Annotated in this window: 17 protein-coding genes and 1 pseudogene; 7 read left to right on the top strand and 11 right to left on the bottom strand. The window is 72.1% G+C overall.

Annotated elements, in window-relative coordinates:
• Positions 1–24 precede the first annotated feature (24 nt).
• The 7 genes and pseudogenes from ACFU5O_RS00150 to ACFU5O_RS00120 all read right to left on the bottom strand — a co-directional run bounded on the left by ACFU5O_RS00150 (position 25) and on the right by ACFU5O_RS00120 (position 8458).
• Positions 25–1491 carry a phytoene desaturase family protein gene (locus tag ACFU5O_RS00150; RefSeq protein ID WP_384234449.1) on the bottom strand — a complete coding sequence of 489 codons (1467 nt, stop codon included), beginning with the start codon at positions 1489–1491 and terminating at the stop codon, positions 25–27.
• A gap of 44 nt (positions 1492–1535) precedes the next feature.
• Positions 1536–2153 (bottom strand): DUF4126 domain-containing protein, encoded by a 618-nt coding sequence (locus tag ACFU5O_RS00145; protein ID WP_384234446.1) that lies wholly within the window; start codon positions 2151–2153, stop codon positions 1536–1538.
• 381 nt (positions 2154–2534) lie between these two features.
• Entirely contained in the window at positions 2535–3143 is a 609-nt protein-coding gene (locus ACFU5O_RS00140) for a TetR/AcrR family transcriptional regulator (RefSeq protein ID WP_384234443.1), read from the bottom strand.
• 29 nt (positions 3144–3172) lie between these two features.
• A complete protein-coding gene (locus ACFU5O_RS00135; RefSeq protein ID WP_384234440.1) occupies positions 3173–5260 on the bottom strand; it encodes a YhgE/Pip family protein in 2088 nt (695 codons plus the stop codon).
• A gap of 556 nt (positions 5261–5816) precedes the next feature.
• Positions 5817–6500, bottom strand: a pseudogene (locus ACFU5O_RS00130) (ATP-binding cassette domain-containing protein); the annotation flags it as partial.
• A 91-nt stretch (positions 6501–6591) separates the two neighbouring features.
• Positions 6592–7545 carry an MASE1 domain-containing protein gene (locus ACFU5O_RS00125; RefSeq protein WP_384234437.1) on the bottom strand — a complete coding sequence of 318 codons (954 nt, stop codon included), beginning with the start codon at positions 7543–7545 and terminating at the stop codon, positions 6592–6594.
• Between the two features lie 85 nt (positions 7546–7630).
• Complete coding sequence (locus ACFU5O_RS00120; RefSeq protein ID WP_384234435.1) at positions 7631–8458, bottom strand: PP2C family protein-serine/threonine phosphatase; 828 nt, start codon at positions 8456–8458, stop codon at positions 7631–7633.
• A 165-nt stretch (positions 8459–8623) separates the two neighbouring features.
• Here ACFU5O_RS00120 and ACFU5O_RS00115 point away from each other — a divergent pair, with 165 nt between their 5' ends.
• The 3 genes from ACFU5O_RS00115 to ACFU5O_RS00105 all read left to right on the top strand — a co-directional run bounded on the left by ACFU5O_RS00115 (position 8624) and on the right by ACFU5O_RS00105 (position 10823).
• Complete coding sequence (locus ACFU5O_RS00115; RefSeq protein ID WP_384234432.1) at positions 8624–9226, top strand: SAV_6107 family HEPN domain-containing protein; 603 nt, start codon at positions 8624–8626, stop codon at positions 9224–9226.
• A gap of 155 nt (positions 9227–9381) precedes the next feature.
• Complete coding sequence (locus ACFU5O_RS00110; protein ID WP_384234429.1) at positions 9382–10170, top strand: methyltransferase; 789 nt, start codon at positions 9382–9384, stop codon at positions 10168–10170.
• A gap of 260 nt (positions 10171–10430) precedes the next feature.
• Positions 10431–10823: a DUF3040 domain-containing protein gene (locus tag ACFU5O_RS00105; RefSeq protein ID WP_384234426.1), complete on the top strand. Its 393-nt coding sequence runs from the start codon at positions 10431–10433 to the stop codon at positions 10821–10823.
• Positions 10824–11018: 195 nt separating this feature from the next.
• Here the strand turns inward: ACFU5O_RS00105 and ACFU5O_RS00100 are convergent, their stop codons facing one another.
• From ACFU5O_RS00100 to ACFU5O_RS00085, 4 genes are all read right to left on the bottom strand, one after another.
• Positions 11019–13562: a DUF3488 and DUF4129 domain-containing transglutaminase family protein gene (locus ACFU5O_RS00100; protein WP_384234423.1), complete on the bottom strand. Its 2544-nt coding sequence runs from the start codon at positions 13560–13562 to the stop codon at positions 11019–11021.
• Entirely contained in the window at positions 13559–14914 is a 1356-nt protein-coding gene (locus ACFU5O_RS00095) for a DUF58 domain-containing protein (RefSeq protein ID WP_384234419.1), read from the bottom strand. Before ACFU5O_RS00095 ends, ACFU5O_RS00100 begins: the two co-directional genes overlap by 4 nt.
• Positions 14914–15966 carry an AAA family ATPase gene (locus tag ACFU5O_RS00090; RefSeq protein WP_384234416.1) on the bottom strand — a complete coding sequence of 351 codons (1053 nt, stop codon included), beginning with the start codon at positions 15964–15966 and terminating at the stop codon, positions 14914–14916. The genes ACFU5O_RS00095 and ACFU5O_RS00090 overlap by 1 nt, the downstream gene beginning before the upstream one ends.
• A 188-nt stretch (positions 15967–16154) precedes the next feature.
• Entirely contained in the window at positions 16155–16760 is a 606-nt protein-coding gene (locus ACFU5O_RS00085) for a beta-class carbonic anhydrase (RefSeq protein ID WP_384234413.1), read from the bottom strand.
• A 248-nt stretch (positions 16761–17008) separates the two neighbouring features.
• Here ACFU5O_RS00085 and rsmH point away from each other — a divergent pair, with 248 nt between their 5' ends.
• From rsmH to ACFU5O_RS00065, 4 genes are all read left to right on the top strand, one after another.
• Positions 17009–17986 (top strand): 16S rRNA (cytosine(1402)-N(4))-methyltransferase RsmH, encoded by a 978-nt coding sequence (rsmH, locus tag ACFU5O_RS00080; protein ID WP_384234410.1) that lies wholly within the window; start codon positions 17009–17011, stop codon positions 17984–17986.
• A gap of 78 nt (positions 17987–18064) precedes the next feature.
• Positions 18065–18589 (top strand): septum formation initiator family protein, encoded by a 525-nt coding sequence (locus ACFU5O_RS00075; RefSeq protein ID WP_384234408.1) that lies wholly within the window; start codon positions 18065–18067, stop codon positions 18587–18589.
• Positions 18590–18593: 4 nt separating this feature from the next.
• Complete coding sequence (locus ACFU5O_RS00070) at positions 18594–20549, top strand: peptidoglycan D,D-transpeptidase FtsI family protein (RefSeq protein WP_384234405.1); 1956 nt, start codon at positions 18594–18596, stop codon at positions 20547–20549.
• Positions 20550–20566: 17 nt separating this feature from the next.
• Positions 20567–22270: a UDP-N-acetylmuramoyl-L-alanyl-D-glutamate--2,6-diaminopimelate ligase gene (locus ACFU5O_RS00065; RefSeq protein WP_384234402.1), complete on the top strand. Its 1704-nt coding sequence runs from the start codon at positions 20567–20569 to the stop codon at positions 22268–22270.
• The last annotated feature ends 1 nt before the right edge of the window (position 22271 follow it).

Raw genomic sequence — 22271 nt, 5'->3', positions numbered from 1 at the left:
CCGCACGCCCGGGCCCGCGCAGGGTCACCGGGAGCCGCGGAAGTCCTCGCCCTCCACGATCAGTCCGGCCACCAGCGCACCCGACATGCCCGCATGCGCCGGCCCGCCGCCCGGGTGTGCCCAGCCGCCGGCGAGATACAGGCCGGGCAGCCGGGTGCTGTTCGAGGGACGCAGATACCTTCCGCCGTCCCCGGCCAGCGCGGGCGGCTGCACCCGGCCCGCCCGGGCCGGGATGAGGACCTCGCGCCACAGCAGCCGCTCACATATGTCCGGGACCGCCGGACGCGCCGCCTCGACGAGCGCGTCCGCGTAGCTTTCGCGGACCGTGTCGTCCGCCCATCCGGCCGGCGTGACCGTCGCGGTCAGCGTGAGGGCCTCATGGGCGTCGTCGGGCCGCGTCGTCGGGTCGTCGGGCCGCAGCACCGTGACCGTGGGCCGCTCCGTGAGCGTGCCCCCGAAGACCGCGGCGGCCTCGGCCGCCGTGTCGGGGGAGTGCACGACGGACCGGTGTGCCGTGCCCTCGGGGCGGGCGCCGCGCAGCGCCAGCAGGACCGTGAACCGGCCCGGGGCCTCGTCCGCCTCCCCGGGACGTACACCGCCCGCAGGCCAGGGTTCCAGGCCACCGAGGCCGGAGCGGCCCGCGCCCGCCACCACGTGGTCGGCCTCGACCACATCGCCCCCGGCGAGCTCCACACCCGCCGCCCGGCCGTCCCGCTCGACGACGCCTGTCACCTCGGCACCGAAGGCGAACTCGACCTTTCGCTCCAGACAGCGCTCGTACACGGCCCGCGCGAGGGCACGCATCCCGCCCCTGACGTACCAGCTCCCGAACGTCTGCTCCATGTACGGCAGCAGGGCGGCGCTCGCCGGGGCGTGCCGGGGATCCAGACCGTACGACAGCGCGTAGGCGTCGAGCAGGGCGCCGAGCCGGGCGTCGGCGAGCTCCCAGGCACCCACCTCGGCGAGCGTGCGTGCCTGGCGCGTGCGCAGCATCCGGCGCTGCCGGAGCGCCGGGTACGGATCGCGGCCCAGCACCTGCCAGTCGGACCACAGCGGCTCCTCGAGCAGGGGCCTGCGCGAGCGGTCCCAGGCGTCCCTGGCCCGGCCGAGGAACTCGCCCCACCGGCCGCCCGCGCCGGCACCCAGGGCCGAGTCCAGCGCGGAGACGACGCCACCGCGCGAGGCGTTGGGCAACGACACGTCCGTGCCGTCGGAGAAGAGATGGCGGCTCGCGGGGTCGACCTGGGTCATCTCGACCCTGCTCTCCAGCGGCTCCTTGCCGGTCTTGACGAACAGATCGCGGTACACGGCGGGCAGATGCAGCAGACCGGGACCGGTGTCGAACGCGAACCCGTCACGCTCGAACCCGCCCACCGCGCCGCCGAACGTCGCCGAACGCTCGTACACCGTCACCCGGTGGCCCGCCACGGCCAGCCGGGCGGCGGCCGCCATGGCGCCCATCCCGGCGCCGATCACCACAATCCGTGCCATGCCAGGGACCTTATCCGCCCCCACCGACAGTCCGTGCCGGGCGGTCAGCGGGGTGGCGGTCCCGGCAGCCCGGAGGCGATCCGCTTCTCCTCGCGGCGCTGCGCCCTGCGGCGGAGGAAGCGGCGGATCCGCGCGGCGAGGAAGAAGAGTGTCACGAGGCCCAGCACCAGCAGCGTCCCCGCGATGATCGCCGCCGCCACCGGGTTGAAGATCGCGAAGGTGATGATCCCGGCGACGCCCAGATCCTCGGCCGTGCTCAGGGCGACATTGCTGAAGGGCTCCGGCGAGGTGTTGACCGCCATCCGCGTGCCGGCCTTCACCAGATGGCTCATCAGCGCCGTGGACCCGCCGACCGCGGCCGCCGCGAGTTCGGGGAGCGAGCCGCTCTGCCCGGCCAGCAGCGCGGCCACGACCGCTCCCGCCACCGGCCGGATCACCGTATGGACGGAGTCCCAGGCCGAGTCGACGTAGGGGATCTTGTCCGCCACCGCCTCGCACAGGAACAGCACCCCGGCCGCGATCAGGACGTCGGTGCGCTGCAGCGACTCGGGCACTTCGTCGGTGAGACCGGTCGCACCGAAGACGCCGAGCAGCAGGACCACCGCATAGGCGTTGATGCCACTGGCCCAGCCGCTCGTGAAGACCAGAGGGAGTACGGACACGGAGGCGATCGTAACCAGCCCCGGCCGGGTGCGGGTGGGGCCGGGTGCGGGGTGCTGAGTATCCGTACCTACGTGCGTAGATGAGTACTCGCGCGGATGGGCTACGACCTGCCGGGACGGAAGAGTGGGGACCACGGCAGGGGCGCGGCGCCGGCACCGCCGGCACGGGGCGGCGGAACGGCGCGGCGCACCGGCCGAACGGGGGTTGCCCGGACCCGGGGGGAACAGCGGTACGGGGCAACGGGGGAAACGGGGAATCGGGGGGAACGCCGGTCCGGCGAAGCTCGGGGGGATCGAGCTTCGCCGGACCGGCACTTTTCCGTTTTCCCTGTCAAGGCCCTCTGAGCCGGAGGTTCTCCCTGCGTCAGCTGCGGCCCTGCTTCAGCGGCCGCCCACTCGCCCGTGCAGCAGCCGGGACAGGGCCTGGTGCACGTCGTCGATCGACCGCTCCCGCTGGAACGCCTGCCAGTCGAGCGCCGCGACCAGCACCATGCCGACGAGCGCCGCGGCGGTGAGCTGAACGTCGATCTCCTCGCTGAGCTCGCCCTGCTCGACCCCCTCCCGCAGGACCGTCTCGACCACGGCGACCGCCTGCTGACGGACCACCAGCAGCGTGGACTGCCAGGCGCGGTTGGTGCGCCAGAGCTCGGCCACGTACAGCTGGGTGAACGCGGGGTAGCGCTCGATGAAGCCCAGACCCGCCTTGATCATCGCGTCCAGCGCCTCGATCTTGGTGCCGCCGCGCTCCTCCGTCTCGTCGGCGGCCGCCTGGAGGGATGCGGTGAGCAGGCCGACGCCGTACCGCAACAGCTCCTCGAAGAGCTCGGTCTTGCTCTTGAAGTTGTAGTAGACCGTGCCCTTGGCGACTCCGGCCCGCTCGGCGATCTCGTCGACGGTCGTCGCGGAGAATCCCTGTTCGGCGATGAGGGTCACGGCCGCTTCGTAGAGCTTGGCGCGCGTCGCCTGTCTCCGGGTGCTGCTGCTGTTCATGCCGTCGATTCTCACAGGTGCGGCGGATGTCACAGGCTCAGCTCCGGGTGGAGACGGTCGAACGTCCACACCTGCTTGCGGCGCGCGGACACGGCGGTGAGCGCGAGGGCTCCGACCATGAAGGCGGTCAGCACCGCCGTCGACTGCCAGACCGGGCCGATGCCGCCCCCCGTGATCAGCCGGCGCAGGGACTCGACGACATACGTCATCGGCAGGAAGGGATGGACGGCGTTGAAGAAGCCCGGGCTGGTCTGGACGGGGTAGGTGCCCCCGGCCGAGGTCAGCTGGAGCATCAGCACGGCGAGCACGAGGATCCGGCCGGCCGCGCCGAAGCGGGCGTTGAGCCACTGGATGATCGCGGCGAAGCAGCACACCACGAGCGCCAGGAACCCGACGGTCCCCGCCGCACGGGTCATCTGGAGCCCGAGGCCCCAGTGGAGGACCGACATCAGCGCGGCGACCTGGAGCAGGCCGATCGCGGCCACGGGCAGCCAGCCCGCCAGCGCGATCCGCCAGGCGGAGGCTCCGGCGGCCAGGGCGCGCCGGTTGAGCGGCTGGATCAGCATGTACGCCACCATCGCGCCCACCCAGAGGGACAGCGGGATGAAGTACGGGGCGAAGCCGGTGCCGTAGTTGGGCGCCTTGTGGAGCGACTGGTTGGCGAGCTGGATCGGGTCGGCCATCACGTCCGTACGGCGGTCGCGGTCCTGCTTGTCGTAGTCGGGGATCTTGCCGACACCTTCGTTGAGGCCACCGGCCAGTTCGCCGGAGCCGTCGACCAGTTTGAACATGCCGCCGTCGAGGTCGTGGGCGCCGGTGTTGAGCCGCCCGACCCCTGAGTCGAGGTCGGCGGAGCCCGACTGGGCGTTGGCCAGTCCGGTGTGGATCCGGACCGCTCCCTTGGCGACCTTGTGCGCGCCGCTGTTCAGATGGTTGATGTCGGCGACGGCCTTCTCCACGTCGTCGTCGAGGGTCGGGGAGCGGTCGGCGAGGGCCTTGGCCTGCTTCTGCAGGTCCTCGAGATGGGAGTCGAGCTTCTCCAGGTCGCCGTGGCTGTTCTTCACCAGCTCGTTGACGTCGTCGGCGATCTCGGCCGCGTCTGCGGCGGACGTCTTGGCGTGTGCCAGTACCGCGCAGAGTTCCGGGTCGGGGAGCAGGGCGTCCTCGCAGCGCTCCTTGTGCACCCTGGCCAGTGCGTCGGCGGCCTTGTGCGCCTCGGCCGCGGCGCCGGGTGCGCGCTTCACGAGCAGGTCCAGATGGCGCCGGGCCGCCCGGGAGGTGTCCTCCACGAAGCGCGCGGTGTCGCCGATCATCTTGCCGTTGTCCTTGAGGTACGGCCGGACGTCGGCGGCGATGCCGTTGACCTTGTCGGCCAGCTTCTGGGTGCCGTCGGCGACCCCCTGGGCGCCCGTCTCCAGTTCGCCCGCGCCCTTGTTGAGGCGCGTGATGCCGCCGGCCAGCTTGCCACTGCCGTTCTTCGCGGTACTGAGGCCGTCGGCGAGGTCCTTGGAGCCCTTCTTGGCCTTGCCGATGCCGCCCTTCAGCTTGTCCGCGCCGTCGGCGGCCTTCTCCGTGGCGTCATGGATGTCGGAGAAGGAGATGAAGATCTTGTCGAGGATGGAACGGGAGGCGTTCTTCGACGCCGACTTGCGCACCTCGGAGAAGACCGACCGGGATATCTGGCCGACGATGTAGTTGTTCGCGTCGTTCGTCCGCACCTCCAGCGCGCCGGTCTCCGGGGAGTCCGAGGAGCTGGACGCGATGCGCTTGCTGAAGTCGGCGGGCATGGTCAGCGAGAGGTAGTAGGTGCCGTCCTCGACGCCCTTGCGGGCCGCTGAGGCGCCCACCTCGTGCCATTCGAAGACCGCGCTGTCACGCAGGCCCTTCGTGATCTCGTCACCAGCGGCGATCTTCTTGCCGCCGGCCGTGGCTCCCTTGTCGTCGTTGACCAGGGCGACGGGGATCCGGTCGAGGCGGCTGTACGGGTCCCAGAAGGAGGCCAGGTACAGAGCGCCGTAGAGCAGCGGCAGCAGCAGAATCGCGATGAGCGCCGCAGCCGGCAGTTTCCCCCTGCCGAAGCGCTTCAGCTCAAGCGCGGCCAGTTTCGGCGAGCGCATCGGCCGCCCCCTCCTCGATGTCGTCGTCCTGCCCGGTCCGGGCTGCTGCGCCGGTCCGCTCCGGCTTCGCGGAGCGGTCGGTCTCCTCTGCGGACGCGGTCCGCGGGGAGGTGTCGTGCTGTGCGGGCTCCGCGCGATCCGCGGACTCGTCGGGTCCGTCGGGTCCGTCGTCCCCGGGCTCGCCGCCGGCCTCCGGTGCTCCGGACCTTCCGGCCGCTTCCGGCTTTCCGTTCCGCTCCGGCCTTCCGGCCGCTTGCGGGGTCTCCGGCCGGCCCGGGCTCCCGTCCGTCCCCGCTTCCTTGCCGTCTCCGGGCTTAGGGGCTTCCTTGCCGCTCACCCGCTTGCGGGGCTTCCGCAGCCGACCGGCGGTCGCGGACTTCCCGAGATCCCCCGCAGTGCCCTCAGTGCCCTTCGCGGCCGGGTCGCTCCCGGCGGTGCTCCCGCTGTCGGTGTCCCCGGTCGCCCTGAGGGAGTCCGTCGCCCCCGTCGTACCGGCCCCGTCCGCGGTGCCGGGACGTGAGCCGGTCCTCGTGCCTGCGTCCGCCCCGGTCGTGCCCGTACGGATCACCACCGCGTCCTCGGGGGCCTCGCTGCACACGGCCAGCACGGTCGTGCCCTTTGCCGCGACGGCGCGCAGGAGCTCCCATGCCTGCGCCCTGTCGGCGTCGGAGAGCTTGAGATCGGTGTCGTCGACCGCCAGCAGGCCGGGCCGGCCGATCAGCCCCAGAGCGACCGAGAGGCGCAGGGCCTCCAGGCGCTCCAGGTCCCGTATCGATGTACGGCCTGCCTTGGGCAGGGCATCCAGGTCGAGGCCCACGGCCTCCAGTGCCTCGTCGATACGGCTCCGCGCCGATGCCGCCGCCTCGCCCCGCGGGCGCAGCAGTGTGCGCAGCGAGCCGTCGAACCTTCGCTGCAGCAGCGCACGCTCGCGCAGGTGCTCCGCGACGGTGAGCGACGGGTCGAGCTCGCTGACGCCCGGGACCGGACCGAGTGCGCTGATCCGGCGTACGGCGGCCATCTTGCGCGGCAGCCGCAGCCCGCCGACCTCGGCGTGGCCTTCCGCCGGCTTCATCCGGCCGGTGAGGGCGAGCAGCAGGCAGGTGCGGCCGGAGCCGGACGGGCCCTCGACGGCGATGAGCGAGCCGGGCGCCGCATCCACGTTCACCCCCCGGAACGCCCAGCCGCGCGGGCCTTTGAGCCCGAAGTCCTCGGCGGTGACGGCCGCCCCGTGCGTGTCCACGTACCCCCCAAAGCGTTTGTTGCCGACTACTTTTGAACTGACCGGTCAGTTCAAAAGTACCCTGTGATCATCGGAGAGCCAAATGGGCCGGTCAGTCGTCCCGGTCGCCCGGCTCGATCGTCGCCACGATCTCCTCGAGCCGCCTGCACACCCGCTTGATCTCCTCGTGGACCTCGTTCCGCTCGGTGATGACCGCGGAGAGCAGCAGGCCCGTAAAAGCGACCGAGCCGTTGAAGGCCTGCAGCGTGACCATGTTGGAGAACAGGTCCTTGCCGGCGAACGGGCCCGTCCCACGGGCAGCGGCGAGGATCGTCAGTGTCGACACGAGCAGCGCGCACGGCGCGGCGCCCGCCAGCTGGAACCGGAACGCGGCCCAGATGAGCACGGGGAAGACGAGGAACAGCAGGGACGAACTGCTCGAGCGCGTCGCTGTCAGTGTGACGGCGACCGCCGCGGCCGTCAGCGCCACGGCCTCCGCCCAGCGGCCGACACCGGCCCTCGGTGGCCACCGGAACCTTCGGATGACGAGCAGGAACGGCGTGACCAACAGGACACCCATCGCGTCGCCGGTCCACCAGACCGACCACACCGACCAGAAGTCGGCCGGCTCCACCGCCCCGGCCAGGGTGAGCACGCCGGTGCCCAGGGTCGAACTGATCAGCATGCCGGTCAGAGCACCGAGAAAGACCAGGGCGAGTCCGTCCCGCAACCGGTCGAGCTCCGGCCGGAACCCCACACGCCGCAACAGCACGTACGCGACCACCGGAGCCAGGGTGTTGCCGGCGGCGATGGCCAGGACGGCAAGGGCCGAGGGGCCGATGGACACATTGACCAGGAAGGCGCCCAGCGCGATGCCCGGCCACACGCGCAGCCCCAGGATGAGCAGCGCGGCCAGCGCCACCCCGGTCGGTGGCCACAGGGGCGTGACCTGGCCACGTACCAGTTGCTGGAGAAGCCCCAGTTCGGCGGATCCGTAGTAGACGGCGGCGACGGCGAGGGCCCTCAGCACTGCGAATCCGTAACCCCGGATCTCCTCCTTGCGCACCACAGCAGTCTGCGCCGCCGACGGGGGCGCGGCGAGCCAGGAAAGGCGGTGGTGGAGCCGGTTCGGGTGGCGGCCTCAGCCGGGTTCAGGCGGCCGGCGGCCCGTCGTAGCGGGTGACCAGCACTGCCGCATCGTCACGGTGACCGGTCAGCTCCGCCACCTTGATGACGGCCGAGGCCAGCACATCGGGATCGGCGTCGAACCCCGCCCGCACCAGCTTCGCCACCTCGGCCAGACCCGACTCCATCGGGAAATCCGGCCCCTCCACGACCCCGTCGGTGATCAGGACGAGGACCCCGGCCTCCGTCAGCCGCCGGTGGGTCACCGGATAGCGCTCGCCGGGCACGATGCCCAGGGGCGGCCCGCCGCGGTCCAGGGCGATGCCCGAGCGGCCGCCGGCAGTTGCCCAGACCATCGGGACATGACCTGCGCGGGACACATGGAGATCCCGGGTGACCGGGTCGAAGCGCAGGAAGCAGCAGGTGGCGAAGAGGCCGAAGCCCATGGAGATGAGCAGGTCGTTGGTGCGGCTCAGCACCTCTCTCGGATCGCTCGTCGCCTCGGCGAGAGCGCGCAGGCTGGTGCGGACCTGCCCCATGAACGCGACCGCCTCGGCATCGTGGCCCTGCACATCTCCGATGGCGAGACCGAGCGAGCCGTCCAGCATGAGGAACGCGTCGTACCAGTCGCCGCCCACGGCCAGTCCGTCCCGTGAGGGCGCGTAGCGGGCCGCGATATGGACGCCCGGGAGCTCCGGCAGCTCGGGCGGGAGCATGTGGCGCTGCAGCGCCACGGCGAGCTCCACCCTGGCCCGTTGCAGCTTGATCCGCTCCAGGGCCTGGTCGACGAGACGCCCGAGGGTGATCAGAAGATTCTGCGCACTGTCGGGCGGGTCGGCGCGATGTCCCCTCATGACCGCTCCGGGCGTTATCAGGTACTCACCTGACCTCACCTTAGCTGTCGGACCCACACCCCACCTCCAGAGGCGAAACCGCAGGTCGGAGCCGATTGTCAGTGGTGCCCCTCACGATGGACACATACGGCCACAGCGCCGTCACACGACGACAGGAGGTTCGTCATGGCCAACTCCTACGCCGCTGCCGCACGCCGGCTCAGCACAGGCGGCCCTGCCCCCTCACTGCCCCACTCCCCGCAGACCGCTCCCGCGGCCGACGTCCACCCCGTGCCCCGCCGTTCTTCGGCGCCGCCGGCAGCCATCGATCTGCTCACCCAGGCCCGTGCCGGTCTCGATGAGGCCGCCACCCTGGAGACCCCCAACGAGCGCTATGCCACCGCCCACCTCGCCGCGCTGCGCACCGCGGCGGCGGTGCTGGCCGCCCGCGGCCGGCCCGAGACCGGTCCGCGCCGGCGGGCCCGCATAAGGTCCGCGTGGGAAGTGCTTCCCGAGATAGCTCCGGAGCTGACCGAGTGGAGCGCGCTCTTCGCCTCCGGAGCCCGGCGCAGGGCCCGGGCCGAGGCCGGCATCCAGGGCGCCGCCGGCAGTCGCGATGCCGATGATCTGCTGCGCGACGTGGCCATGTTCCTGCGCATCGTCGAGCGGATGCTCGTGCTCCAGCCGGTCCTGCCGCAGCCGAGGCCGGGGTCCGGGGCTGGGCCTGAGCCGGGGCCGGGGCCGGGGCCGGTGCCGCAGTGGCCGGGGACAGGGGGCGCCGCGGGATGACGCCCCCATAGCGGCCCGCATGCCGGTTCGGGACGGCGACTTGGCCTGACGACGCGCGATGACGGGGACGCCCCGCTCAGGCAATAGGGTGGAGCGAGCTTGCACCGTTCACGCCCCCGCCCTCCGGGCGGCACCGCGCCGAGGAGTCAACTGCCGTGCCGGACCAGATGCGCCCCCTGCGGCTTCGCCCCGAGGGGACCCCGTCCCGGGCCTCCCTCCGTACCGCCGTGGTCTGGGACGTCCTCAGGGACGCCCTCGACCGCCGGGCCAGGGCGACCGGGAAGGACGCCCTGGACGTCCTGGACACCGGCGGTGGCTCCGGCAACTTCGCGGTGCCCGCCGCCCGTCTCGGTCACCGGGTCACTGTCGTGGACCCCAGCCCCAACGCCCTGTTCGCGCTGGAGCGCCGGGCGGCCGAGGCAGGGGTCGCCGACCGTGTGAGCGGCGTCCAGGGCGATGTCCACGGCCTCTTCGACGTGGTCGGGCGCGACGGCTTCGACATCGTGCTCTGCCACGGTGTGCTGGAGTACGTCGACGACCCCGCAGAGGGTGTACGGAACGCCGCGGAGGCGCTGCGCGCCGGCGGCGCACTCAGCCTGCTGGCGGCCGGCCTGGGCGGGGCCGTCCTCGCCAGGGCGCTGGCCGGACACTTCACCGAGGCCCGCCATGCTCTCGGCGACCCGGCAGGGCGCTGGGGCGAAGGCGATCCGGTTCCACGCCGCTTCACCGCCGAGCAGCTCACCGGACTGGTCGCATCGGCCGGCATGAAGGTCGGTTCCGTGCACGGTGTGCGGGTGTTCGCCGACCTGGTCCCCGGCGTGCTCGTGGACACCGAGCCCGGTGCGCTGGACGCCCTGCTCAAGCTGGAGGAGGCCGCCGCCGAGCTGTCCGCGTTCCACTCGGTCGCGACCCAGCTCCACGTCCTGGGCGAGAAGCACGGCTGACCCGCCGCTGATCAGGGGCGCAGCCGCAGACGGAGTACGCCGGAGGTCCCCCGATCGGGGCGTTCGCCCCGTATGATCGGGGGACACTATCCGGCATGACGGATCGGCGGTTGGGGAATCAACGCTTCAACAGTCGACCCGGCATGGCGGCCCGCAAAGGGAACAGGGCAAAGGGCGGGTTTCACGGGGGCGATTCCCTGCCTATCCTGAAAAGGGCCGCTTACCGGTCGCCCCCAGCGACCGACGACTAGGAGGACTCCGTGCCGCTCTCGGAGCACGAGCAGCGAATGCTCGAGCAGATGGAGCGAGCGCTGTACGCCGAAGATCCCAAGTTCGCGACAGCGCTCGAGGGAAGCGGGCTGCGTACGTACACCCGGCGACGGGTCTACCAGGCGGTCGCCGGCTTCCTGGTGGGTATCGCGCTCCTCATGGCCGGAATGGTCACCACCGTGATCTGGATCAGTGTGGTGGGATTCCTCGTCATGCTCGGTTGCGCGGTCCTCGCAGTCACCGGCTGGCGCAAGGCGCCCAAACCGGGCGAGCAGGGCCCCGGAGCGCAGGCAGCGCCCCGGCAGCCCAGGCAACGCCGGTCGATGATGGACCGGATCGAGCAGCGGTGGCAGCGTCGCCGCGACGAGCAGGGTGGCCACTGAGCCTCCGAAGTCCGATCGCCGCCGTGCGGGCGTGAACGCGCGCGTACGGAACCACAAACGACTCGTACGGCACGAGACCACGAACAACCGAGGGGTGACCGCGTTTCAGCGGTCACCCCTCACCCGTTCGGCCCAACCGTCGTCCCGTGCGCGCGGGAAGTGTGCTGGGGGGCCCGGCCCCCCAGCACATCCTGTCTATCCGCGCTGTCGCGACAGCTTGCGCAGCTGCCCCGTCAACCGGTCAAGAGCCCCGTCCCGGGCGGCGACCCAGCGGTCCGTTGCCGTGTTCCACCGCTCCGAGACCGCCCATACGACACGCACCGACGAGCGCGGCAACAGCAGGGCCCGCAGGCGCGTGCTCCGGCTCGCGTGCGCGGAAAGGCCCGCACGGACCCGCTCCGCGTCATCGGCGAGCCCGGTCCCCGGCCGCGGCTCGGGGGCGTACAGCACGTGCTCCACCGCCCGGGCCACCCGGTGCACCGCGTCGGCAGGAGCTCCCTCCAGCCGTCCGAGCCGGACGATCCGGGCCGCGGCCTTGCGTGGCGTCTGCGACTCGTCCGGCGGGATGCCGTGGTCCCACGCCGAATCGGAGATCTCCCGCCAGGCGGCCAGGGTCCGCGCGGACGCCTGCTCCAGGGAGCCGTCGGCGTCGGACGACGGCCCGGCGCCAGCCCCCGCGGGCGATTCCCCGGCGGCTGCCGGGGTCCGGCCGGAGGCGTCCCTGGGCTTCCCCTGCCTCCCCGGCGCCCGTACGTGCCGGTCCGAACCCAACCGTCGCCTCCGTACCCGAAGGCGCCACAGCATCGGCAGCAGCGGTACGAGGACAGCGGCCGCCACGGCGATGATCCACAACAGGATCGTGCCCAGGGACGAGCCCCCGTCCGCCGACGGCGCCACATCCTGCGGAGCCGCGGCCCCGCACTCCCCGAGCCGCTGATCGCGCGGGGAGCAGGAGGACGCGGTCGACGGGGCGGCCGGCGCCGCGGCCGAGGTGCTCGCCTCCGGCTGCGCCGGAGCGCTCGGCGCGCCGGACGGCGTCTGCTCGCGCGTGTAGTCGGGAGCGCTGCCACGGGTCGGCGTGGGCTCGAAGCGGGTCCACCCCGCCCCCTCGAAATACAGCTCCGGCCAGGCGTGCGCATCGCGGTTGCTCACCGACATCGCACCCCCCGCCGCCGTTGTGCCCGGCGTGAATCCCACGGCGACCCGCGCCGGTATGCCCAGCGTCCGCGCCATCGCCGCCATCGTGAACGAGAAGTGGACGCAGAAGCCCTCCTTGTTCTTCAGGAACCGGGAGATGCCCTCCACACCCCCGCCCGACTGCACCTGGGTGTCGTAGCTGAAGCCGCCGTTCACGGCGAACCAGTCCTGGAGCTTGACCGCGCGCTCGTAGTCGTTCGTCGCGCCCTCGGTCACCCGGGCCGCCGTGGTCCGTACATCGGCCGGCAGCGAACCGGGCACCTGCGTGTACTCACGCAGGAGCGACGCCGGGGCCCTGGGCGCCTGTGCGAGCTGCTCACGGGTCGGGTTCACCAGGAGGCTGGTGACCGAGTACTGCACCCCGCTCGTCGTCTGGCCGCCGTCGCCGATGACCGTCCGCCGCGCCGGGTCGAACCGCCACTTCCCGTCGATGTTCAGCTTCGTCGCCGGATACGGCATCGGCAGCCAGCCCTGCCGGTACGAACCGGCGGCGGAGATGTTGGTCCTGATCTCGGACGTACCGACCTGGTCGCCCAGCCCGTCGGGGCGGGGCAGCCGGTCGGGGACACCCGTGACCGGGCGCACCGAGAACTTCCACGAGCCGCCGTCGAACTGGTCCAGCGCCATGATCCGCAGGTACATGTCGCCGGTGCGGCGTGCGTTGGTCTTGTACTTCAGCCACTCGCGCTGTTGAGGCTGGTTCAGGGTGTCCTGAAGCGTCACGACGGGGTTGACCGCGTCGATCGTGCCGCCGCCCCCCGGGCCGTCGCCCGGCCCGTTGCCGGCCCCGCCGAGCAGTCCCCCGCCCAGCGACGGGAGCACAGCGGGCACGGCCAGCGCGATGCCGAGAGCGAGCGCTCCGATCCGCCGGCCCGAGCGCACCGGCGCCTGCGCGGCGCCGCCGCCCTCCTCGAACCCGCCCGCGCCCCTGCCCGCCGTCCGTGGGGCGGCGCCGAACACCCTGCCCCACTGCGACAGCCGGTCCCGGCCCTCCGCCAGCAGGAGCAGCAGATAGCCGGTGGCCGCCAGCAGGAACCAGAGCCAGCTCGCACCGCCGCCGGACAAGGCGGCCGCCACCGAGTACAACGCGAGGAGCGGCAGACCGGCGGGGGCGGCGCTGCGGAACGACACAGCGAGCACGTCCACCACCAGGCCGATCAGCAGCACCCCGCCGATCAGCATCAGCCGGATCCCGTCCGTGGCGGGCGCCGGTGACGCGTACCGCCCGACGTCCTCGCTGCCCGCGGCCAGCAGCTCTCCGAAGTGGACGAACGCGTCAGGCCCCGGCAGCAGGCCCAGCAGGGCCTCCTCCCGGGCGAAGAGCAGTGTGAGCATCAGCAGAGCGACGAGGCCCTGCGCGGCCACGGTCAGCGGCCGGGCCAGCGGCACCCGCCTGGCCAGCACGCCGACCCCGGTCTGCACCGCGACCAGGAAGGCCGCCTGCATGATCCATGTCGCCGGGTGGACCAGCGGCAGCATTGAGCCCGCCGCCATCAGTGTGGCGGCGAAGGCGCACAGGGCCAGCCTTCCGCGACCGCTCATGACCATCCCCCAGAAAAGCCGTTCGTACCGCCTGCGGGGACGTGCTCTGTCCGCTCCCCGGCCGCCCGCCGCCACAGCTCGGGCAGGGCCGTTCCGGGCGTGACGGGCACCGCCGTCCAGCCGGCCTCGCGCAGCGCGCGCAGTCGCTCGTCGACCGCGCCCGGTACCGCGCCGCCCGTCAGCCAGGTGCCGCTGTCGAGGACGAAGGCGACGGCGGCGCCGCTGCGCTGCCGCATCCGGGCCGCGACGGCTGCCTGCTCTTCGTCGAGATCGCCGATGAAGGCGACCAGCAGCCCTTCGTTCCCGCCGCGGAGCACGTCGTACGCGCGGGACAGCCCGGCACCGTCCGAGTGGTCCACGACCGCCAGGGTGTCCAGCATCAGCCCGGCGGAGTCGGCGGAGTCGTGGGTGGACCCGGCGAAGCCTTCGGCCCCGGCACCGGGCACCGAGCTTCCCGTGTCCGTCAGCAGCCGCACCGCGAAGCCCCGCTCCAGCATGTGCACCAGCACGGAGGCCGCCGCCGAGACCGCCCACTCGAAGGCGGAGTCGGGGCCCGCGCCCTGGAACGCGATGCGGCGGGTGTCCAGCAGCACCGTGCACCTGGCGCGCTGCGGCTGCTCCTCGCGCCGCACCATCAGCTCGCCGTAGCGAGCCGTGGAGCGCCAGTGCACCCGGCGCAGATCGTCGCCGTGCCGGTACGCGCGCGGAATGATGTCGTCCTCGCCGGCCAGCGCCAGCGAACGCTGCCGCCCGTCGCCATGCCCCGTGGCCTCTCCCGCCAGCCGCACCGGCGGCAGCGGCTCGGTCCGCGGGATCACCATGAGAGTGTCGTAGGCGCTGAACGAACGGGTCAGCTCGCACATCCCGAACGGATCGCTCAGCCGCAGCTGCAGCGGGCCGAGCGGGTAGCGCCCGCGCAGATCAGAGCGGACCCGGTAGGACACCTCGCGGCGGCCGCCCGGCTCCACCCGGTCGAGCACGAAGCGCGGCCGCGGCCCCAGCACGTACGGCACGTGGTCCTGCAGCATCAGCAGGCCCGTGTGCATCCGCGAGACGTTGTCGATCCGCAGATGGACGCGTGCCTCCGACCCGGCGGGCACCCGCGAGGGGGCCAGCCGCCGGCTGCCGGCGACGCGGTAGCGCGTGCGGTGCAGCACGGCCACACAGACCAGCGGCAGCGCGGCGAGCAGCATCCCGACCCGGAGCAGATCGGGCTGCCCCAGCACATACGCGCACACCGCGGCGGCCACGCCGGCCGCCAGGAAGGAGCGGCCGCGTGTGGTCAGCCCGCCGAGAGCCGCCCGCAGACCGCCTTTCTCCTCATCGCCGGCGGCAGGGCTCCCGGCCGCCATCACAGCCGCCGGACGCCGGGCCGCTGCTGGTCGTAGAGCGGACTGCCGGGCACCTGCCGTGCCGCGCCGCCGTAACCGCTGTCGTCGCCCGACGTGGGTACGGGTATGCGCTGCAGGATCTCCAGCACGACCTGCTCGGCGGTGCGGCGGTTGAGCTGGGCCTGGGCGGTCGGCAGCAGACGGTGCGCGAGGACGGGCACGGCGAGCGACTGCACATCGTCCGGCAGGGCGTAGTCCCGGCCGGAGAGGGCCGACGACGCCTTCGCGGCCCTGAGCAGATGCAGGGTGGCGCGAGGCGAGGCGCCGAGTCTCAGATCGGGGTGGTTACGGGTCGCGGCGACGAGCTCCACCGCGTACCGCCGCACGGAGTCGGCGACATGGACCGTGCGCACCGCGTCGATCAGTTTCACGATGTCGTGGGCGTGCGCCACGGGCTGGAGGTCGTCGAGCGGTGACACCGCGCCGTGCACATCGAGCATCTTGAACTCGGCCTCCGGGGTCGGATACCCCATCGACACCCGGGCCATGAAGCGGTCCCGCTGCGCCTCCGGCAGCGGGTACGTGCCCTCCATCTCCACCGGGTTCTGGGTGGCCACCACCATGAAGGGGCTGGGCAGTTCGTACGTCTGCCCGTCGATCGTGACCTGCCGCTCCTCCATGGACTCCAGCAGCGCCGACTGGGTCTTCGGCGACGCGCGGTTGATCTCGTCGCCGATCACTATCTGCGCGAAGATCGCGCCCGGCTTGAACTCGAAGTCCCGCCGCTGCTGGTCGTAGATCGACACACCCGTGATGTCCGACGGCAGCAGGTCCGGCGTGAACTGGATACGCCGCACCGAACAGTCGATGGATCGCGCCAGCGCCTTGGCCAGCATCGTCTTGCCCACGCCCGGCACATCCTCGATGAGCAGATGCCCTTCGGCGAGCAGCACGGTCAGCGAAAGCCGTACGACCTCAGGCTTGCCCTCGATCACACCCTCGACCGACCTGCGGACACGCTCCGCTGTGGTGGTCAGATCTGTGAGGCTCGCTCGATCGTCATAGGTCGTCACCCGGCCCTCCTCGGCCCTTTCCATGGGCCGGTGCACTGCATACGGCACGGCCCACCCCGAAACACGGACACCGGCTGCGGTCGGTGCCGCAGGGTGTCACACCCGCATTCTTGTTGCCGTTACCGCTTCGTGTCACTCGCCTGTGGACAACTGGGCGTCATATATCACTGCTTGCCACGCTTTGCCGCTCACGCGACGGCGTCGATCTCTCGCAGCAGGCCGGTCGTGACATCGAAGACGAAACCACGGACATCGTCCGTGTGCGGCAGGAACGGCGAGGTCCGCACCCGCTGCATGGACTGTCGCACATCCTGGTCGACATCGCGGAACGCCTCAACCGCCCAGGCCGGCCGCTGCCCCACCTCGTCCTCCAGCTCGTGCCGGAAGTCCTCGGTCAGACTCTCCAGACCGCAGTTGGTGTGGTGGATGAGTATCACGCTGCGGGTCCCGAGCGCCCGCTGGCTGATGGTGAGCGAGCGGATCACATCATCGGTGACCACACCCCCCGCGTTGCGGATGGTGTGACAGTCGCCCAGCTCCAGACCCAGGGCCGCGTGCAGATCGAGCCGGGCGTCCATGCACGCCACCACGGCGACCTGGAGCACGGGCTTGGCGTCCATGCCCGGGTCGGCGAACCGCGATGCGTAGCGCTCGTTGGCCTCGACGAGCCGGTCGGTGACCGTACCGCGTGCGAGTGCCGCGTCGGCGGGGAGATGCGCAGAGGTCGACATGTCTATGACGGTACTGGCCACGGGGTCTGCGGGCTCGCCGTGAGAATGGACAAAGAGCGTCAATGAGTCTTGTTGTGAGGTAACCCACAGGCGCGGGTGCGACCCCCCGTACGGGTGAACCGTCCCGATTGTGCCCCCGGCGCCGGACGGCCGCGCGACGCGCCAGCCGGTTGATTGACCGGCCAGGTCAGTGGACTAGAGTGACGCGGAGTTCACGGACACTTCCTGCACATTTCCATGATTTCCCCGCGTGTGCGGCAGCGGCATCCGTACGCTCCGGCCCCCGCGCGCGTCGGACCTGAGAGGGCGCATTGAGCCAGCGACACGTCCCGGTGATGCTCCAGCGGTGCCTGGACCTGCTGGCACCCGCCCTGGCGCCGGCGGACGTCGAACGGGGCGAGGGCCGTGGGCCCGTCGTGGTCGACTGCACGCTCGGACTGGGCGGGCACAGCGAGGCCCTGCTCACGCGGTTCCCGGAGGCCCGGCTGGTCGCGCTGGACCGTGACAAGGAAGCGCTCCGGCTGTCCGGCGAGCGCCTCGCGCCGTTCGGAGACCGTGCCACCCTGGTGCACGCCGTGTACGACGAGTTGCCGGACGTCCTCGCCCGCCTCGGCATCACCGGTGTCCAGGGCGTCCTCTTCGACCTCGGTGTCTCCTCCATGCAGCTCGACGAGGCCGACCGGGGATTCGCGTACGCCCAGGACGCCCCCCTCGACATGCGCATGGACCAGACGACCGGCGTCAGCGCCGCGGAGGTGCTCAACACCTACCCCGCCGGCGAGCTGGTGCGGATCCTGCGCGCATACGGCGAGGAGAAGCAGGCCAAGCGGATCGTGGCGGCGATCGTGAGGGAGCGTGAGAACGAGCCCTTCACCAACAGCGCCCGCCTCGTCGAACTGATCCGTGACGCCCTGCCGCAGGCCGCGAAGCGCACCGGCGGCAACCCGGCGAAGCGCACCTTCCAGGCCCTGCGCATCGAGGTCAACGGCGAGCTGACGGTCCTCGAGCGGGCGATCCCGGCCGCGGTGAAGTCCCTCGCGGTCGGCGGCCGGATCGCCGTCCTCTCCTACCACTCGCTCGAGGACCGGCTGGTCAAGCAGGTCTTCGCGGCGGGCGCGGCGAGCACCGCCCCGCCCGGTCTGCCGGTCGTCCCCGAGCGCTACCAGCCGCGCCTGAAACTGCTGACCCGCGGCGCCGAACTCCCCACCGAGGAGGAGGTCGCCGAGAACCGCCGTGCGGCGCCCGCACGGCTGCGCGGCGCCGAGCGGATCCGCGAGGACGTGCGGTGACGGCGACGGCCGCGGCGGTCACGGCGCTCACGACGGCACTCCCGGCAGCTCCGGCGACCGGGTGAGGGAGGGCATGAGGTGAAGAAGGCCGCAGGACTCAAGGGACGCGCCGCGCGGCTCGCGGGGCTGCTGCCGTCCGGGGGGCCCAGCACCGCCGCCCGCACCCCCTTCGTCCTGCTCGTCGTCGTGCTCCTGGGCGGCGGCCTGATCACCCTCCTGCTCCTCAACTCGTCCCTCAACGAGGGGTCCTTCGAGCTGAGCGAGCTGAGAAGGAAGACCACCGAGCTCACCGACGAGGAGCAGGCGCTCCAGCGGGACGTGGACGGACGCTCGGCCCCCGACGCACTCGAGCGCAGGGCCCGCGAGCTCGGGATGGTGCCGGGCGGCAGCCCCGCGTTCCTGGACCCGGACGGCAAGGTCCGGGGAGCGCCGGGAAAGGCCGCCGCCCCGGCCGCGCCGTCGCCCGTGGCTCCGGCACCGCCGCCGGCCGCACCGTCCGCCCCGCCGGCCGTGACCCCGGGCCCGGCCGCGGCCGTCCGGTCCACGGCAGCACCCGCCACGCCCGCGACGCCGAAGCAGCCCCCCACGACCCCCGGCAGGTGACGCAGTGCCTCCCAAGGAACCACCGCGCCGCCGGGTGCCCGGCCCCGCGCGCCCCTCCGGCCCCGCGAACCGTTCCCGTTCCCGTCCCCGTCCCGCGTCGCGCCGTCCGGCCGCGCCACCCCGCAGGATCCGCCTCGGCAGCCCCCGCCCCCGGCTGCGGCTCGTCAGCCTGGCACTCACCCTCACCATGCTGGCGTTCGTCGTACGGCTGCTTCAGGTGCAGGCGGTCGACGCCGGCACGTACGCCGCCATGGCCGACAAGAACCGCTATCTGAGCCACAAGCTGGCCGCCGAACGCGGCGAGATCACCGACCGGTCCGGGATCGCCCTCGCCACGAGCGTCGACGCGTACGACATCACCGCCGACCCGAAGATGTTCACACCCGAGGAGAGCAAGGCGCCGGACGCCCCGGAACAGGCCGCTGCCCTGCTCGCGCCGATCCTCGGAAAGCCGGCCGCCGAGCTCGCGAACAAGCTCAAGGCCCCCAGGTCCCGCTACACCGTCCTGGCCAGGCGCCAGACCCCGCAGGTGTGGAACCAGATCAAGGACCTCAAGAACGTGTTCGCGGAGAAGGCCCGGGCGGACAAGGCCGGAGGCGGCCCCGGCGCCAACGTCCTCGCGGGCGTCTTCCGGGAGACCAGCAGCAAGCGCGTGTATCCCAACGGCGATCTCGCCGCCGGGATACTGGGCTACGTCAACGCCGAGGGCCGTGGCGCGGGCGGGCTCGAGTCCATGCTCGACCACGATCTCGCCGGCAAGGACGGCGAGATCACCTATGCCCAGTCCGGCGGCCGTCGTGTCCCCACCGCCGGAACCCGGGAGACGCCCGCCGTCCCCGGTTCCGACATCGAGCTCACCATCGACCGCGACATCCAGTGGGCGGCCCAGAAGGCGATCGCCCAGCAGGTGCGCAGCTCGAAGGCCGACCGCGGCTATGTCGTCGTCCAGAACACCAGGACCGGCGAGATCCTGGCCATGGCCAACGCCCCGGGCTTCGACCCGAACGACATCTCCCAGGCCAACGCCGCGGCCATGGGCAACGCCGCCCTCCAGGACGTGTACGAACCCGGCTCCACCAGCAAGGTCATGTCCATGGCCGCCGTACTGGAGGAGGGGGCCGCGACCCCCGGCACCCATGTCACCGTGCCCAACCGGCTGCACCGCGGCGACCGGCTCTTCCACGACGACATCGACCACCCGACCTGGCACCTGACGCTCAACGGCGTCCTCGCCAAGTCCAGCAACATCGGCACCATCCTGGCGACCGGCCAGCTCGGCGACACCCAGGCGAAGGCCAACAAGGTCCTGCATTCGTACCTGCGCAAGTTCGGCGTCGGCCGCCCCACCGGGCTGGACTACCCCGGGGAGTCGGCCGGCATCCTCGCCGAGCCGCAGCACTGGTCCACTTCGCAGCAGTACACGATCCCCTTCGGTCAGGGCCTGTCGGTCAACGCCGTACAGGCCGCCTCCGTCTACTCGACCATCGCCAACGGCGGCGTGCGCATCGAGCCCACGCTGGTCCGTGGCACCACGGGCCCCGACGGCCGCTTCACCCCGGCCGCGGCGCCCGGGAAGACCCGCGTGGTCAGCGGGAAGACCGCCAGGACCCTCGCCACGATGCTGGAATCGGTCGTCGGCGACGAGGAAGGCACCGGAAACAGGGCGCGGATCCCCGGCTACCGCGTCGCCGGAAAGACCGGAACGGCCAACAGGGTCGATCCGGAACTGGGCCGCTACAAGGGCTACACCGCCTCCTTCGCGGGCTTCGCACCCGCCGACGACCCTCGGATCACCGTCTACTGCGCCATCCAGAACCCGACGAAGGGCAGTTACTTCGGCGGCCAGATCTGCGGACCCATCTACAAGAAGGTCATGGAATTCGCGCTCAAGACCCAACAGGTGGCACCCACCGGCAAGCCGCCCGCGCGCCTGCCGGTCACCTTCACACCGGGACAGTGACCCGGGAGGCACCGTCAGTGACAACAACCATGCCCGACCCCCGGAACCACGGCCCGGAGGTCCCCGCGCGGCACCCCTCATTTAGCACTGGTCCCGGTACGCCCGGTACGCTCACCGCCGTGCCACACGCTGATCAGTACCGAACCGCCCCACCCCGTCCGGCCGAGGTCCGCCCGATCGACCTCGCAGAGCTGGCCGACCGGCTGGAGGTAGAGCCCCCGGGCTCCGGCGCGGTCACGGGCATCACCCACGATTCGCGGGCGGTGCGTCCGGGGGACGTCTACGCCGCCCTGCCCGGCGCCCGCCTCCACGGGGCCGACTACGTCGCCCAGGCCAAGGAGCTCGGAGCGGCCGCGATCCTCACCGACCCGACCGGCGCGGAACGCGCCGCCGCGACCGGGCTGCCGGTCCTGGTCGCCGAGAACCCGCGCGCACGTATGGGCGAGCTCGCCGCGGCCATCTACGGCCGGCCAGGAGAAGGCCTGCTGCAGATCGGCATCACCGGCACCTCCGGCAAGACCACCACGGCCTATCTCGTCGAGGGCGGGCTGCGCGGCGCCGGTCACCACACGGGTCTGATCGGCACGGTCGAGATGCGCATCGGCGACGAGCGCATCAAGTCGGAGCGCACGACTCCCGAAGCCACCGATCTGCAGGCGCTGTTCGCGGTCATGCGCGAGCGCGGTGTCGACTCGGTCGCCATGGAGGTCTCCAGCCACGCCCTGGTGCTCGGCCGGGTCGACGGCTGCGTCTTCGACGTCGCCGTCTTCAACAACCTCAGCCCGGAGCACATGGAGTTCCACTCCGGCATGGAGGACTACTTCCAGGCCAAGGCCCAGCTCTTCACGCCGGCCCGGGCACAGCAGGGCGTCGTCAACCTCGACGACGAATACGGGCAGCGGCTGGCGGCCGAGTCCGCGATCCCCGTCGTCACGTTCTCCGCCGAGGGCCACCCGGACGCCGACTGGCGGGCGGAGCACGTCGAACTCGGCGCGGTCGGCTCGACGTTCACCGCCGTGGGCCCCAACGGCGAGCGGGTGACCGCCAAGGCGCCGCTGCCCGGCCCGTTCAACGTCGCCAACACGCTCGCCGCCATCGTCACCCTCGCCGTGGCGGGAACCGACCCGCAGACCGCGGCCGACGGCGTTGCCGCCGTGCCCGGTGTCCCCGGCAGGCTGGAGCGCGTGGACGAGGGCCAGCCCTATCTCGCGGTCGTCGACTACGCGCACAAGACGGATGCCGTCGAGTCGGTCCTCCGATCCCTGCGCAAGGTCACCAAGGGCAGGCTGCACATCGTGCTCGGCTGTGGCGGTGACCGTGACAGGACCAAACGCGGCCCGATGGGCGCCGCCGCGGCCCGCCTCGCCGACACCGCGGTCCTGACCTCCGACAACCCCCGCTCCGAGGACCCCCTCGCCATCCTCGCCGCGATGCTCGCGGGAGCCGCGGAGGTGCCGGCGCACGAGCGCGGAGAGGTCCAGGTCTTCGAGGACCGGGCAGCCGCCATCGCCGCGGCCGTGGCACGCGCCGAGCCGGGCGACACCGTGCTCGTCGCGGGCAAGGGCCACGAGCAGGGCCAGGACATCGCCGGGGTGGTCCGTCCCTTCGACGACCGTCAGGTGCTCCGCGAGGCGATCACGGCACGGCACGCGGGCACCGGGCATCCGGAGCCTTCCGCCGACCGGCAGGACCCCCGCAGCGACATGAACAGTGAGGGATGAA

It is taken from the genome of Streptomyces sp. NPDC057445 (assembly GCF_042802855.1).
Lineage (GTDB): Bacteria > Actinomycetota > Actinomycetes > Streptomycetales > Streptomycetaceae > Streptomyces.
This window is presented reverse-complemented; position numbering and strand designations above follow the sequence as displayed.